Origin of the sequence: Alkalihalobacillus trypoxylicola (assembly GCF_001590785.1) — a bacterium.
In the GTDB taxonomy this organism is placed as follows: Bacteria; Bacillota; Bacilli; order Bacillales; family Bacillaceae_D; genus Alkalihalobacillus; species Alkalihalobacillus trypoxylicola.
In genome coordinates this window covers 26,200-41,998 of sequence record NZ_LTAO01000038.1, presented here as the reverse complement: position 1 = coordinate 41,998, position 15,799 = coordinate 26,200, and the positions used below count along the sequence as shown (strand labels likewise).

Sequence of the window (15,799 nt, the reverse complement as noted above, 5' to 3'; positions counted from 1 at the left end):
TGACATTTACTATCATCTTATCTGAGATGGACTTAAAAAGAAACAGATGATAGGCGTTATTTGTGTTTAGCCGTTCACAACTTGCTCATTTTCTAGTTGAATTTTATTAAAAATCCTCATAGAGAAAAACATCATAATCGAGGCTGGTAAACTGATAAGGAAAAACACCATAACGACAGGGATCGCTCCAAACAATACAATAATCGAAATCATTAAACCAAATAAAATAATGGTGTAATGCAAATTAGCTAGTCCTAATAAGAATGAGTACCTAATATATTTTAAAAGAGGAATTTGGAAGTGACTAAATACAGGGAAAATGTAGATTAAAATCATACTAAATAAAAACGCCACTACTAATAGTATACCTCTTATCAATATAGAGCTATCCATTGTTATAAAAGCACCTGCACTGAAATATAGAGAAAAGGCTGCTAATAATAAGATCGCTCCTAAAATGTTCGCACGAAAGAATTCCTTTTTGTATTCCTGGAAAAAGGTTTTAAAGATTTTCCCGTCAGCCTCTTTCTTCATTTGTTGTTTTCTAATTACAGAAAAAGTCGCATACGTAGCTGGTGCCCATCCAAAAACACCTAATCCTAATATCGTAAAGCCGAACCAAAGTCCATTTAGTATAGCTAAGGCCATAAACCTTTCACACAATTGATAAAATCCATCTCCTATACTACGCCACATTAAAATCACTCCTATAAATTACCTTAAAATCGTGGTTGACAAACCAATTCTTTCAATCTTTCTATATGAATAATTGATAGGTTGAGAGCTTCAACCTACCAATTATTTGATCAACATTCTATTTTTTTCTTGCTAAAACATGTGAGAAATAAGCAAGAGCTAAGCCCTGTCCCCATCCCTCGATTCGTTTTTTCGACGTTTCTCTATACCCGTCAGCTGTATTCATAACAGCTGTACCAGTAGAGACATTCGTCACCGTACCCGTTTCATCTACTTCATTTATTAAAGCATCTAAAGCCTTTTGTGCAGCTTTATGTCGTTTTGGTGTATTCGTTCCATTAACAATTAATGCCGCAGCAATTCCTGCTGACCCTGACGTTTCCGTATAAGAATCTGGTTCCGTTAATATTGTATGCCAAAGTCCATCTTCAGACTGAAGCTTTAATAAAGCACTCAGCTGATCTCGAAGTGAGCCATTAATCGTCATAAAGCCAGGCTCTTGAACGTCGATAATTCCTAAAACAGAAGCCATTGTATAGGCTGCCCATGCATTTCCTCTTGCCCAAAAAATGCTAGACATATTATTCTGCTGTAAATGGTCCCATCCATGATAATATAGATTCGTTTTTGAATCTTGTAAATATTTTTCATGTCCGTGGAATTGTCTTAATCCTTCTTGCAAATACTCATCATTTTCGAGCTGTTCGCCTAATCGAATTAGAAAATAGCCTGCCATAAACAATGTGTCAATCCATGCCTGTTCAGGAAAGACTGATACGCCTCCGCCAACTGTGTGTTGAAAGACACCTTCTCCGAATCTAGGTGCATCATGCATTAAATATTCCGCTTTTTTTATCGCTAAATCTAAATAAGCTTCATCGCCTGTTTCTTGATAAAGAAACAGAAGCGTGTGACCCATTGATACAATGTTCACAGACATGTTAGGTAGACCATACTCAATATACTCATCTACCCACTGCTTGAGGGACTCTAAGTAGCTTTCATTTTTTGTCACCTTATAGGCACGTGAAACACCGTAAAAAGCAACTCCTGCCGGCCAATCCCAAGTCAAATCCATTTCAAATGTTCTTTGCACCATTTTGTCAATAATGTCAGTTACCTTTTTTTCATCAAAAATTAACGGTTTCATTCAAGTACACTCTCCTTATTTTAGTCCTGTAGTAGCAATCCCTTCTACAAGGTACTTTTGGAAAAATGCAAACAATACTAATTGCGGAAGTAGCGATAGAGATGACATCGCTAACAAAGGACCCCAACTCGTATTTCCTTCATTATCCATGAAGTTTCTCAAACCAAGTGTAACCGTTTGAAGGTTAATATCATTTAAATAAATTAATGGAGCTAAGAAATCATCCCATGACCACATGAAGGCAAAGATTGCAACGGTTACTAATGCTGGTTTCAATAGTGGTAAAATAATTCTCCAAAACACTCCGAAAGTCGAGCATCCATCAATAATGGCCGCCTCATCCAATTCACGAGGAATCCCTCTAATAAATTGAATTAATAGGAAGATAAAAAACGGAGTACCACCTAAAAAGGCTGGAACAATTAATGGATAAAATGTATTAACCCATCCAATATTGTGAAACAGAATATATTGTGGAATTAAAGTGATTTGAACGGGTAACATGACGGTTGCCATTAAACAAGCAAACAACAATCCTTTAAATTTAAAATTTAATCTAGCAAACCCGTAAGCCACAATACTAGATGATAGAATCGCACCAATTACTGTTAATGACGTAATGATTAAAGAGTTTCTAAAGAAGATATCAAACCCCGTACGTCCAAACCCTTGCCAGCCTATTGGATAGTTTTCCCAAACGAATATACCTGGTATAAGAGAAGCTGCATTATTAAATATTTCTTGAGCGGGCTTCAAAGATCCTGCAAACATCCACAAAATCGGATAAATCATGACAAAACCAAATGCTGTTACAAATGTATAATATATAATACTGCCTATTAAGCTTTTTTTGTGTTTCATCTGCTACTTCCCTCCATCCGATTCATAGTGAACCCATAGATTTGAAGTTTTAAATAAGATTAAAGTGATAACCCCAATTAAAATTAATAATATCCAAGCCATTGCTGAGGCATATCCCATTCTTAAATATTCAAATGCTACTTCATATAAGTAAACAGCATAGAATAAGGTTGCATCAAGCGGTCCTCCACCTGTAATCAAGTACGATTGAGTGAACGTCATAAATCCACCAATTGTTTGCATAATTAAGTTAAAGAAAATAACAGGTGTTAGCATTGGTAAAGTAATTTTCATAAACTGTCTAAACCTGCCTGCGCCATCAACACTAGCAGCTTCATAAAGCTCAGCTGGAATTTGTCTTAATCCTGCCAAGAAAATAATCATTGGTGATCCAAATTGCCAAATAACAAGAATAATTAGTACAGATAAAGCTGTATCTGGATTTCCAATCCAGTTCATTGTAGGCAATCCAAGTGTTGCCATAATTTCGTTCATTGCACCATTTCTTCCAAATAACTGCTTCCAAACGACCGCAATAGCAACACTACCACCAATAATGGATGGGATGTAATAAATGGTAGTAAATAAGCCTGTCCCTTTTCTACCTGTGTTAAATAGCATAGCTAAAAGAAGGGCAAAGATTAATTTGAGTGGCGTTGAAATAAATACAAACACTAGTGTTACTTTCAATGCTTGCATAAATCGTGGGTCACTCGTTAATATATTTTTGTAGTTATCTAAGCCAACCCAGCTGGCTGCTGATAACATATCATAGTTAGTAAATGAAAGGTATAAAGACGCTATCATCGGCCCTACTATTAATAAAAGAAATCCAATAAGCCAAGGCGATATGATCGCATAACCTGTTAGATTTTGTTTTAATTCTTTTCTTTTCTGCTGTTTTGTCTTTTCAAAAGGCTCAGACTTTTCAGTACTTACTGCATTATTTTCCTTCACCTTACGAACCTCCTTTGGTACATCAGGCTAATAATAGCCTGATGCTTGTATCCAAATGTATTAAAGAATAGAGCTTACCTCTGCAATAAATTGACTTGCAGCTTCTTCTGGTGTAATTCGGTCATATTTGACTAACTCAATAATTCGTAAAAATGATCCGCGCACTTCTGTTTCACCTGCTGGTGATAAAGGATCAGCCGGGCTAGAATAATCCGCTATCATTTCTAAAAATTCAAATGTTTTCCTTGTTGGTTCATCTACAAGTCCTTCTAAATGGCTTCTAACCTCTGACGAAATCGGAACTCCTCGTTCTGCCATTAAAATTTCATTCGCATCTAAATCATTTGTGAAGAAATCAATAAATGTGGCTGCCGCTTCTTGCTTGTCAGAATTTGTTGAAATTGCGAATGACATACTTGGACGAATCCAGTTTGCGTCTTCACCATTAGCCAATGAAGGAAGTAAGTTTAAGCCTAAAGTATGTTCGGTAGATTGTGATTGTCCGATGATTTGATTACTAGCGCCGATTTGAATAGCCGCAGAGCCCTCACCAATCATTGAATTCCCTCCATCTACATAATCCATGGTGATGTCATGTGATGGTGATGCTTCTGAATTAACCATTGTTTGTACAAAGTCGAAATATTCCACTAATGTATCTTCGGTAAAGCCAATATCAGTACCATCTTCATTAAATACAGATTGTTGATTTTGACGAGCAAACAAAGTAAAAAGCTCGAACTCTGAATTGGCAAAATCAAAACCGTAGAAGAAATCATCATTTCCTTCTTTCATCTCTAGCATTGCTTCTTGTAATTCTTCATACGTGTAACCAGGCTCCAACTGAATGCCGTGGTCTTCCATTACATCTTCGTTCACAAGAGATGCCAAAGCATTAGCTCCGATAGCAACTGCTAAAACTTCCTCTCCAGCTTCGTTAATTTCTTGATAAATATCATCTACATTTTCTAAGTCAATATTACCTGCGGAAATTAACTCAGATAAATCTAATAACAACCCTCGTGAATGATACTCATTTAACTTCGAATTATCCATATTAATAACATCAGGCAAGTTACTACCTGCTGCTTGTGTATTTAAGCGCTCCCAATAACCATCCCAGCTAGTAAACTCTGGTTCAACCTTAATATCAGGATTTTTTTCTTCAAATAAATCAATCGCTTGTAGGGTCATATCATGTCGTTCTTGTCCACCCCACCAAGCTACTCTTAAAACGGTTTGGTCTCCACTTGCTTCTTCGCTTGTTTCATTATCAGTATCACCAGAACTACATCCAACAATCGTTAATGTAAGTGCGGTAATGAATACAACGAGTAGTTTACTTTTGATTTTCAACATTGATGTTTCCTCCTTAAATCTGACTGAAAGTGCTTTCATTGCTAATTATAATTCACTTTCCACCTTTCCCATAGAGAAGAAAAGTTAAATATCTTTTCAAAAACAACGATTTTAATTAGATATTTTTCGTACAAATTTAAGGAGCTTTTTGCTACTATTCTTTAAAAAAAGTACTCAAAAAGTGACATAGTACACTTCTTGAGCACCCTTTAGTAAGTGGTATTAATTTAAAACGCTTGACGCTTCGTTCATAAATTGTTCAGCTGCTTCTTCTGGTGAAATACGGTCATACTTTAACATTTCAATAATACGAAGGAATGAGCCTCTTACCTCAGTTTCTCCAGGAGGTGATAATGGATCAGCTGGACTTGTATAATCAGCGACTAACTCAAGAAAATCAAATGTTTCTTTAATTGGTCCTTCTACTTTATCCGATAAATGATTACGAACCTCCGAAGAAATTGGCACTCCTCTATCAGCCATTAAAATTTCATTCGCTTCTAAACTGTTTGTAAAGAAATCAATGAATAATGCAGCTGCTTCTTCTTTTTCAGAATGAGCAGAGATTGAAAATGACATACTAGGACGGATCCAGTTTCCATCGATTCCACCTTCAAGTGCAGGAAGAAGATTTAAACCTAGCTCATCTTCTGTTTGTTGAGCAACTCCAATAATTTGGTTACTAGCTGCCATCGATACAGCTGCCTCGCCAGTACCTACCATAGAGTCTCCACCATCCACATATTCCATCGTTACATCATGAGGAGGTGCTGCTCCTTCATTCACAAGCTGTTGGACTAAGCTAAAAAAGTCTACTAATGTTGTCTCACTAAAGCCTAATTCTGTTCCATCCTCATTGAATACAGACTCTCCAGCTTGTCTTGCATAAGAGAAGAATAGTTCAAATTCTGCGTTGGCAAAATCAAAACCGAAAAATTCATTACCTTCAGCTTCTTCTGCTTCTTTGATTTGTAACATTGCTTCCATTAAATCTTCATATGTGTAGCCTGGCTCTAAAGAAATACCATGGTCAGATAAAACGGTTTCATTTGTAATAACAGATAGTGAATTAGCTCCTAATGATACAGCTAACACCTCACCGTCTACTTCATTAATTTCTTGATAAACATCGTCTACATTTTCTAAATTAATGGATCCATCCTCTATTAATGAAGATAAATCTTTTAATAAATCACGAGAATTATATTCATTCAATTTCGAATTATCCATATTAATAACATCTGGTAAGTTCGTTCCTGCTGCTTGTGTATTTAGGCGTTCCCAATATCCATCCCACGCAGTGAATTCCGGATCTACCTTAATATGTGGATACTCTTCTTCAAATAAATCAATTGCTTCAAGTGTCATATCATGTCGTTCTTGACCACCCCACCAAGCAACTCGTAGTGTTACCTGATCGGAGCTTCCACCCTCTGATTCTTCATTTCCATTACTTGATGAATCTTCATTATTATTTGTTGAACAACCAACTAAAATGAAGATAAGCATAAGCATTGATGATAATAAAATATTCCATTTCTTTTTCTGCATTACTTTGACCTCCCTATAAATGAAAGTGCTTACAAATATAATTATAAATAAATACATATTTCTTACTATATAAAAAACGTTAAATAAGTTTTAAAAAACAATAAACTTTTTCTTTTTCTATAATAATATGAATTTATTAGTGTTGAAAAGTATAAGAATTAAATGAACCATCTATGAGAAAGCAATTAAATAATTTTCTTATATGAATCAATTTCATCATTTATATTTTATAGTGAAAACGGGAAGATTAGGTGTTTGATTTCCACTTCAGGTAGATGCTTTCCCAAGGGCTTGTCTTCTGCTAACTCTGACTACGCAGAGTTTCGTCAGAGTGGATCTTCAAACGGCGCTCATCCTTTGGGAGTCACTACCTACCGTTACAATCAATTTCACTCAGTTAATAAAAATTAGGAACCTATCTCCATATTATGCAAAATTAGCACTTGGACCATACGCATGAATGAGGAGCACCACACATGTTGGGTGTCCAGGAATTCGCTGCCTCAAAACACTCCGAGTTCGTGAGGTGACGCCCAACTAATTTTTTTCAAAAGTGTATTTTGGCATCGCCACCTCATCCCACTGGAGTCTCCTTATCTTGTGTCCGCTAGATTTCTGTAATTCATAGAAAATCTACTAATCGAATAGAACCGTCCTTCTTGTAAGAAGGACGGTTCTATTCGTTATCTATATGCATCTTATTACTCACTATTTCAAGTTTTGCTACATGAGCTCATTTTTATTTTAATAAAGAGATTTTAAGTATTGAATATTAAAGGCTAATGCCTTCTCGCTTGAGAACGATTGACTAAAATCCTCAATACCTATATAACCTTCATATCCTATATCTTTCAAGGTAGATATGATTTCCTGCCAGTTCATCAGTCCTTCATCTAATTTTGCCCATTTTCGAATCCAGCTGCCAATATGATCAGAATCTCGATTATGCATGGCATTTTTCGCATGAACATGCGCTAAGTAGGGACCTAGCATTTGTAAGGCAATCGCATGATTTTCGTATCCTTCAAAAACCATATTACCTGGATCATAAATAACACCAATATGATCTGGGTTACATTGCTCCGCTAGTTTTAAAGCTAATGAGGCGCTAGTTGTTAACGTATCATGATGTGTTTCTATTAAGCCCTTCATTTCATATTGCTGGCAAAGCTCCTCTACTTGCTTGATTTTATATGCGGCATCAGCAAGCTGTTGCTGTATAGATATACCTGAATTGAATGTTGGTACCCCAATCCTAATCATCCTTGCTTGCATCGTTTTTGCTGATTGTAATACTTTTTCTGTTGCTTGCAAATCGCCCGCCTCCAAATAAGGGATAACAGCAATCGTTTCTAGATGATGGGATTGTGTTAATTGTTTAAGCTTTAAAAGTTCTTTTTCGCTTGCTTTAGGGTCAATCGTACAAAGATTATTTCTCCAAAAGCTTGGCTTCTCATCCTTAAAGTCTTTTTCACTCGCTTTATAACGCCATTCTACACCGTCATATCCATTTTTTTTAAGAAGCGGAAGTATCTCATCTAGTCTTATATCAGGAGTCATCACCGTAAAAACAGAAAATTTCATGTTTCCCCTCCTATATGAATAGAGTAGCAGGATTTCTCCGCTACTCTACGTTTGTTTTACATTTTATAAATCCCAACCAGGTAAGTAGTCCTTTGTATTGATTAACATTTGGTCAAAAAGCTGCTTCGCTTGCTCTTGATTCAAAGATTGAACAAGCATATCCTGTGAAAATGCACGGAACGCTTTTTCTTTATTTTTTTCTAGCGCAGCTTCCAACGTCGTTTCCTGTGTAAAGATATGGGCTGCAACCATTTTATTGACTTCAGGAGGAAGTTCACCTGATACGATAGGTTGAACACCATTATGACTAAATACAGCATTCGTTTCCACAATTACATCGTTAGGCACTCCACTCATTTGACCTTGATTAGGTAAATTTACATTTGAAATAAAGGTTTTCAATCCAATAAGAGCTTTAATCATTTCTACTCCTTCTTCTCCTGTAGGATTGATTTCGAATTGCTCCTCACCACTTACTAAACGCTTACTTTTTTCAACAAGCTTCTTTGCATTTTCCTTACGCCATGCAACAGGAGTTAAACCAAATTTCCATGAATGAACACGGTCTGGGTTTGCTAAATACCAATTTAACGGCATAAACTCTGCAAGATGACGATCTCCTGCCGCTGCAATCAAGCCGAATTTTTTATATAAATCAAATTTCACTCGTTCTGCAGATGAAAAGTGATCGTTCATCCAGTGCCCTTCTTCTGAGCCTTCGAACCCTGTTTCATGGTATTTTTCCACAAATTCTTGATATAGTGGTAGTAAATCGACTCCTTTGTATGAGGCACGATCAATCCATGTAAAATGATTAATTCCAAGAACATTTACATCAATTTCTTGTCTTTTAACATTTTGAACTCCTAGTAATTCTTCTACCATAGCCGCTAATATTTTTTGAGTTCCAAATACTTCATGGCAGCAACCGATTGCTTTTATTTCTGGAAAGACTTTATATAAAGTTCTTGTACATAAACTCATTGGATTTGTATAATTAATGACCCATGCGTTCGGAGAATATGTCTTTATAGCCTCTGCCATTTCCACAAATAAAGGGATCGTACGAAATGCGCGAACCATGCCTCCTGGCCCTACTGTATCACCTACAGATTGATAAATCCCATACTTTTCTGGGAAATGAACATCTGAGTCCATTTGATCAAATGTACCAGGTAAAATGGAAATAATAACAAAATCAGCACCATCAAGCGCTTCTGATAAAGTATCAACTGCTTTATAATCCCATTTAGCTATAACATCTTCCCGCTCTTTCAAGCGGTTACCAATTAATTCATTTTGTTTTGCACTTTCTGAATTAATATCATAAAGGCGAACGGTTCCACTAATTTCACGATCTTGAGCTAAATCACTCATTAGGCCCCATGCCCATCCTTTAGAGCCACCACCTATATAAGCGATTTGAACATTATTTGCTTTTGTAAAGTTAGTCATGCTGTTATTCCACTCCTTGAATTGAAAAATAATCTTTTGCATTGTTAAAGCTTATATCTCGAACAATATTACCTACTAAATCCATATCATTTGGAACCTCACCTTGCTCGATCCAACTTCCGAGTAAATCACATAAAGTTCGACGGAAGTATTCGTGTCTTGGGTAGGACAAGAAGCTTCTTGAATCTGTAAGCATACCAACGAAAGTACTTAATAAACCGTTATTCGCTAAATCAGTCATCTGCTTAAGCATTCCGTCTTTTTGGTCATTGAACCACCAGCCTGAACCAAATTGAATTTTTGCTCTTACTCCACCTTGTTGAAAGTTTCCAATAGCTGTGGCAACCACATAGTTATGAGTTGGGTTTAAATTATAAATAACTGTTTTTGGTAACTGATTTTCTTGCTCTAAACCACTTAACAAGCCATTCAGTGATTCAGCAAAGTGATAATCAAAAATAGAATCATAGCCTGTATCCGGACCAAGCTCATTAAACATTCGAATATTATTATTTCTTATAGCACCAATATGAAGTTGCATTGCCCATCCAAGTGAATGGTAGAGCTTTCCTAAGTGGAGCATTGTATACGTACGATATTGCTCTTCTTCCTTTTTACTCAGCTCATTTCCCTGCTTTTTCTTATTAAAGATAGAAGATGCTTCCTCAAAAGAAGCCGTTTCATTTGGTAACGTTTGCAATCCATGGTCTGAGATGCGACAGCCATTCTCATGAAAGAAAGATGCACGGTTGTCTAGTGCAGCTAATAAATCTTCATATTGGTTAATCTCCATATTAGCCGCTTCTTCTAATTGTGTTACATATTCATTAAAAGTATCTCTACCGATTTCAATAGCTTTGTCTGGTCTAAATGAAGGAACGACCTTTGTATGAATATTTTCGTTCTCTTTAATTTGTTGATGATATTCTAAAGAATCAATCGGGTCATCGGTTGTTCCGACAAGCTTCACATTAAACTTTTCAAAAATGGTCGTAACCGAAAAGTCGCTTTGCTGAAGCTGACGGTTACATTCTTCCCAAATCTCCTCTGCTGTCTCTTCACTTAATAGTTTATCGATTCCAAAATATCTCTTTAATTCCGTATGGGTCCAATGATATAAAGGGTTTCCAATTGTATAAGGAACCGTTTTAGCCCAGGCTAAAAACTTTTCTTTATCACTTGCGTCTCCCGTAATATATTTTTCTTCAATTCCAAGTGTTCTCATTGCTCTCCATTTATAATGGTCACCATGTAACCAAATTTCCGATATATTTGAAAATCTCTTATTGTCTGCTATTTCTTGTGGACTTAGGTGACAATGATAATCAAAAATAGGCATATCCTTTGCATATTGATGATAGAGTGTTTTAGCCGTTTCACTATTTAGCATAAAATCCTCATGAATAAATGAACTCACTTGATCATCCTCCTTAAGATATTAATCTAGTAGTCTTCTATTATTTTATCTATCTTGAAACAAAAATGCAAACGTTGTTATTTTTTCTTTTTTATATTTTTTTATCCATTTTAATAGTTGAATCGATTTCATCGATTTGGTTTTTAATTTTCACTTTAGGTAGATGCTTTCCCAAGGGCTTGTCTTCAGCTAACTCTGACTTCAAAGAGCGTCGTCAGAGTGGATCTTCAAACCGCGCTCATCCTTTGGGAGTCACTACCTACCGTTACAATCAACGAGTGAATTCGCAAACATTCAAGCTTTTTTATCATAGATGTTCTGTTTTATTCACTTAAACCGATTTCATCTTTCCTAACTTTTATTGAAAACGAAACGATTTGGTTTTTAATTTTCACTTTAGGACGTTGCTTTCCCAAGGGCTTGTCTTCAGCTAACTCTGACTTCAAAGAGCGTCGTCAGAGTGGATTTTCAAACTACACTCACCCTTTTGGAATCACCAGCGAGTGAATTTGCAAACATTCAGTACTTTTTAATATAAATGTTCGATTTCGTTCACTTATAAAATTTAAGGATGAAATGGACTCATTCTAAAACCGTTTTCTTAAAAAGCGAACTTATATCATAAAAAATCAATTAAACTCCAGAATAAGCCATAAAGCCACCATCCACAGGGACCGTAATTCCTGTCACAAAGCTAGATGTAGATTCATCCGCAAGCCATAATAACGTCCCTAATAAATCTTCCGGCTTTCCAAATCTATTTTGAGGTGTATGAGTAATAATTTTGGATGCTCGTTCTGTTAAACTTCCGTCTTCATTAGTGAGAAGCCTTCTATTTTGCTCTGTAAGGAAAAATCCAGGAGCAATAGCATTGATTCGAATACCTGCCTCAGCAAAATAAACAGCTAGCCATTTTGTAAAATTATCAATACCTGCTTTGGCTGCACTATAAGCTGGCACTTTTGTCATTGGGCTTGGTGCACTCATCGAGGAAATATTAATGACAGTAGCTCCTTCAGTCTCAAGCATAGCTTCGGCAAAAATTTGAGTTGGAATAACGGTACCTAGTAAATTCAATCTAAAGACGGAATCAAAACCAGCTACTGTTAAATCAAAAAAGCTTTTTAGTTCTTGATCCTTTAATGAACCTTTTGGAAAAGTTTCATGGTCGGTAATTGCATCAGGATGGTTTCCTCCAGCTCCATTTATTAAGAGATCAACCTCTCCAAATTGCTTGATGACTTGTTCCTTTGCTTCTTTTACATTCTCTTCATCGAGCACATTACAAGCTATTGCAAGAGCTTCGCCACCAGCCTCTTTGATTTCAGCAGCTACAGCCTCACCCTTCTCAAGAGTACGATTGAGGATAGCTACCTTCATTCCTTGTCGAGCTAGCTCTTTCGCCATCTCTTGACAAAGTACTCCACTACCACCTGTAATGACAGCCACCTTATTTTCTAAAAAAGAATGTTTTGGTAACATTAGCTTTCCCTCCCTTGTTTTACATGTTCATAGGCATCCCACAGTCCCCATAAATGCATAATTCCTAATGCCCGATCGTATAAGCCATATCCAGGACGACATTGCTCATTCCAAATATGTCTGCCATGGTCTGGTCTAGCATAGCCAGTAAATCCCGTTTCATGATAAGCAAGAACCACATCTGCAATATCAACTGAACCGTCTTCTGTACGGTGGGAAGTCTCGATAAAACTACCATTTTCATATATTTTTACATTTCGAATATGAGCAAATGGAATTCGTTCATGGAAACGTCGAATCATTTTTGCAATATCATTTTTAGGATTAGCCCCTAATGAGCCACTACATAAAGTTACTCCATTAGACGGACTATCAGATATTGATAACAGCCTCTCAATTGATTGCTCAGAGGTCATGATTCTCGGTAAACCAAAAACAGACCACGGTGGATCATCCGGATGAATCGCCATTTTAATTCCATTCGCCTCAGCTACAGGCAAAATTTCTTGCAAAAAAAATGTTAAATGATTCCATAAATCTTCTTCAGAAACACTTCGATAAGATTCTAATAAACTTTCAATATGTTTTAATCTTTCTGGCTCCCAGCCAGGCATGGTTAACGAATCATCCTTTGTCGTTAGCTCTATTAGCTGTTGCGGATCCATGGACTGAACCTTTTCATTATCATAGTAAAGTGCCGTTGATCCATCTTCCATTTCTTTAAATAAATCGGTTCGAGTCCAGTCAAAGACTGGCATAAAGTTATAACAAATCACTTTGGCTCCAACCTTGGCAACATTTTCTATACTCTTTTTATAGTTTTCAATATATTTTTCTCTTGTTGGTAAGCCTAGTTTGATATCCTCATGTACATTAATACTTTCCACGACATCTAAATGAAACCCATATTGATCAGCCTGCTCCTTTACTTTCATAACCTCTTCTTCAGACCAAACCTCACCTGCTTGTAGATGGTGGAGTGCCCAAACTAATCCTTCAACACCAGGAATTTGCTTAATTTGCTCTAAAGTGACCGTATCATTTCCTTCTCCATACCAACGAAATGTCATTTTCATCTATGTTTCCCCCTTTATCGAAAATCTTTTACTATAGAACGCTCTCAAATTTAATGGATATCACGGCTTGGTACACGATGTTTAAATTCTTTCTCCAATAAATCAGCTAGCTCCTCATCACTTCTAACTCGGCGATGAGTATTTTCTAAATAAATATGTTTTTCTGATTCCGGCATGATATATTCTTTATACCAAGCAAAAAAGTCCGGACTATCTCCCTGCATTCTTATAAACCTTTTTAAAGTATCCACATTATCAACTGTGCTTTGAACATTCGTTAACCAATCAGCCCGATAAAAATGCTCCCACTTTCCGTGCTCCATTTGCTCTAAAGCTTCTTGTCCTTTTTTATACGACAGATATGCTTTCGTTGCTTGGATAAATGCCTGTGGCATATGGTCTGAAATCGCAAGCTGGACAGCTTTCGTTAAGTAATGAAATCCTTCACATCCAGTTTGGTGAAGAATGACCTGTCCGACAAACTGATCAAAAAAACGTTTTCCATTTAGCTCGTCCATCTCTTTTAACACTTCCATAGAATCCTCTTTTAAGGCTGTCCACTCATCTAAACCATCTTTACACCTTTTTTCAAACCATTGGAGTTGCTCTTCAAACGATACGTCTCCTGTAGCCCAATGCAGCTTTTCTAAAGATTCAGATTGTTTATTTTGTAAGTAATGACTAATGATTTTCCTTGCCGGATGATGATAGAATTCATCTCCTACTCGGTCATCTAGGTGCTTACCATACGGTATCGTTGCCTTAAAGTAGCGTTGATACAAGCTTTTAATCATTGAGGTGTTTTCTGGAAACAAACGCTGAAGGAATTCATCTAAATGCTCTGTCTGATTGACATTACCCTTTTCCCATAATTCTGCAACCATATCAAGCGTATACAAATGCTGACGAATATTACCACTATTCACCAAAACATAATGATTAGCTCTTGCTTGAAAAGATTTTTTCAATTCTTCAATCAAAAGATCAGGTGAGACCGGACTCATTGTTAAATGATTAGAAGCTTGTAAATCATGAAAAGTTACATGATAATATATCCCGTGATTGCCTTCGTCATCATCATTAGGCAGTGCGTATTTCCTTAAATTCTCATTTCCTTGACGTCTTGAAACCATTTTTCCATAACCATTATCTGCCCAAACCTTTATCACATTTTCAGGCAGGTCAATATGTCCATCTCCATATAATTCTGATATTTCTCCATATAAGGCAATACAGCAAACAGGGTTTTTAACTTGCTGTTGAATGAGTTCATATTGTCGGAATATGACCTTACTAATCATTTCCCCTCTTTTTTTAGGCGTATCAAATTCTGGATCTGTACTCCAAAAAGGGGTATCACCTTGGCCTCTAAAGGAAAGCACCCAAAGTATTTGATCATCCTTTTGTTCCCTTATAGCCTCTTTCCATAACTGCTCATATAAATCCTTATTTTGTTTATAGCTAGCCTTTTCGTATGGAAACGCTCTCAAAAACATTTCAGCGCCTAACGGTTCAGCATGATGATGAGTCACCCAAAGCCCCATTTCCGAAGCTAGTTGCTGGTGCACACCTGTTTTCGGCAAATCCGTTCCGGGAATAACCATGTTTCCTCCCATTCGTAATAACGCTTCAAAGACAGGGAGCCATACTTCTTTATTTGGAGGATATTCTTCCTTCCAGCCTAATAAGCATACTTCATCATTCACAAACCAGCCTCTGTATCGCACTTCATACTTAGGAGATTGATAGCTTTCTAGTTTTACGATGGCACTCTCCTTAGCAATTGGCTCAAGATCAGCCCAAAACCATAACGGATCGACTTCCAAATAGGTTTTACTTATATGTAAAAGCCCATATACAAAGCCCAAATCATTCTCGGCTATAATTTCCATGGATAATGAGTCATCTTTCTCCCTAAAATCAATTACAAATCCTTCCGGGTCCAAAATAGATAAATCATCTTGAGTAGGATATCGAAGATGGATATAGTATGAAGATTTTCGGTCTATTAATAATTTTTGTCCAAATACTTTCTCCCAATCACGAGCTAGCATCGATAACCCATGCTCGACTGCTTTCGACCTTTCTATTCCAAAGTTAATAGAAGTAGAAGAATCGAATATAAAATGATTAAAATTAATCATATTCTAACATCCTTTCAAAAGAAACTAAATAAAAAATATAGTAATTACAATAAAAACTAAAATTTCC

Annotated in this window: 12 protein-coding genes; all 12 read right to left on the bottom strand. The window is 36.4% G+C overall.

From position 1 onward, the window contains the following. Positions 1-66 precede the first annotated feature (66 nt). Positions 67-696 carry a YesL family protein gene (locus AZF04_RS18570; protein ID WP_061950059.1) on the bottom strand — a complete coding sequence of 210 codons (630 nt, stop codon included), beginning with the start codon at positions 694-696 and terminating at the stop codon, positions 67-69. Between the two features lie 118 nt (positions 697-814). Further along, entirely contained in the window at positions 815-1,846 is a 1,032-nt protein-coding gene (locus AZF04_RS18565; protein WP_061950058.1) for a glycoside hydrolase family 88/105 protein, read from the bottom strand. A 15-nt stretch (positions 1,847-1,861) separates the two neighbouring features. Next, on the bottom strand, positions 1,862-2,707 hold the full coding sequence (locus AZF04_RS18560; RefSeq protein WP_045480827.1) for a carbohydrate ABC transporter permease: 846 nt from the start codon (positions 2,705-2,707) through the stop codon (positions 1,862-1,864). 3 nt (positions 2,708-2,710) lie between these two features. Beyond that, positions 2,711-3,664, bottom strand: coding sequence for a carbohydrate ABC transporter permease (locus AZF04_RS18555; RefSeq protein ID WP_045480825.1), 954 nt, complete (start codon positions 3,662-3,664; stop codon positions 2,711-2,713). A 60-nt stretch (positions 3,665-3,724) separates the two neighbouring features. Continuing rightward, entirely contained in the window at positions 3,725-5,023 is a 1,299-nt protein-coding gene (locus AZF04_RS18550; RefSeq protein ID WP_153017306.1) for an ABC transporter substrate-binding protein, read from the bottom strand. Positions 5,024-5,245: 222 nt separating this feature from the next. Then, the gene (locus AZF04_RS18545) at positions 5,246-6,574 is read right to left on the bottom strand and encodes an ABC transporter substrate-binding protein (RefSeq protein WP_061950057.1); all 1,329 of its coding nucleotides are present in this window, start codon (positions 6,572-6,574) and stop codon (positions 5,246-5,248) included. A gap of 744 nt (positions 6,575-7,318) precedes the next feature. Further along, entirely contained in the window at positions 7,319-8,158 is an 840-nt protein-coding gene (locus AZF04_RS18540; RefSeq protein ID WP_061950056.1) for a sugar phosphate isomerase/epimerase family protein, read from the bottom strand. Positions 8,159-8,221: 63 nt separating this feature from the next. Further along, positions 8,222-9,613: a family 4 glycosyl hydrolase gene (locus tag AZF04_RS18535; protein ID WP_061950055.1), complete on the bottom strand. Its 1,392-nt coding sequence runs from the start codon at positions 9,611-9,613 to the stop codon at positions 8,222-8,224. Positions 9,614-9,617: 4 nt separating this feature from the next. Beyond that, the gene (gene uxaC, locus AZF04_RS18530; RefSeq protein ID WP_082795435.1) at positions 9,618-11,030 is read right to left on the bottom strand and encodes a glucuronate isomerase; all 1,413 of its coding nucleotides are present in this window, start codon (positions 11,028-11,030) and stop codon (positions 9,618-9,620) included. Between the two features lie 633 nt (positions 11,031-11,663). Further along, a complete protein-coding gene (locus AZF04_RS18525) occupies positions 11,664-12,512 on the bottom strand; it encodes an SDR family oxidoreductase (protein ID WP_061950054.1) in 849 nt (282 codons plus the stop codon). Further along, positions 12,512-13,588: a mannonate dehydratase gene (gene uxuA, locus AZF04_RS18520; protein WP_061950053.1), complete on the bottom strand. Its 1,077-nt coding sequence runs from the start codon at positions 13,586-13,588 to the stop codon at positions 12,512-12,514. Before uxuA ends, AZF04_RS18525 begins: the two co-directional genes overlap by 1 nt. 50 nt (positions 13,589-13,638) lie before the next feature. Further along, the gene (locus AZF04_RS18515; protein WP_061950052.1) at positions 13,639-15,732 is read right to left on the bottom strand and encodes a glycosyl hydrolase 115 family protein; all 2,094 of its coding nucleotides are present in this window, start codon (positions 15,730-15,732) and stop codon (positions 13,639-13,641) included. Positions 15,733-15,799 lie beyond the last annotated feature (67 nt).

What these genes read in the sequence shown, in the direction of transcription:
- AZF04_RS18570 (WP_061950059.1), bottom strand. Translation starts at nt 696, where the DNA reads ATGTGGCGTAGTATAGGAGATGGATTTTATCAATTGTGTGAAAGGTTT.
- AZF04_RS18565 (WP_061950058.1), bottom strand. Translation starts at nt 1,846, where the DNA reads ATGAAACCGTTAATTTTTGATGAAAAAAAGGTAACTGACATTATTGAC.
- AZF04_RS18560 (WP_045480827.1), bottom strand. Translation starts at nt 2,707, where the DNA reads ATGAAACACAAAAAAAGCTTAATAGGCAGTATTATATATTATACATTT.
- AZF04_RS18550 (WP_153017306.1), bottom strand. Translation starts at nt 5,023, where the DNA reads ATGTTGAAAATCAAAAGTAAACTACTCGTTGTATTCATTACCGCACTT.
- AZF04_RS18545 (WP_061950057.1), bottom strand. Translation starts at nt 6,574, where the DNA reads ATGCAGAAAAAGAAATGGAATATTTTATTATCATCAATGCTTATGCTT.
- AZF04_RS18540 (WP_061950056.1), bottom strand. Translation starts at nt 8,158, where the DNA reads ATGAAATTTTCTGTTTTTACGGTGATGACTCCTGATATAAGACTAGAT.
- AZF04_RS18535 (WP_061950055.1), bottom strand. Translation starts at nt 9,613, where the DNA reads ATGACTAACTTTACAAAAGCAAATAATGTTCAAATCGCTTATATAGGT.
- AZF04_RS18525 (WP_061950054.1), bottom strand. Translation starts at nt 12,512, where the DNA reads ATGTTACCAAAACATTCTTTTTTAGAAAATAAGGTGGCTGTCATTACA.
- uxuA (WP_061950053.1), bottom strand. Translation starts at nt 13,588, where the DNA reads ATGAAAATGACATTTCGTTGGTATGGAGAAGGAAATGATACGGTCACT.
- AZF04_RS18515 (WP_061950052.1), bottom strand. Translation starts at nt 15,732, where the DNA reads ATGATTAATTTTAATCATTTTATATTCGATTCTTCTACTTCTATTAAC.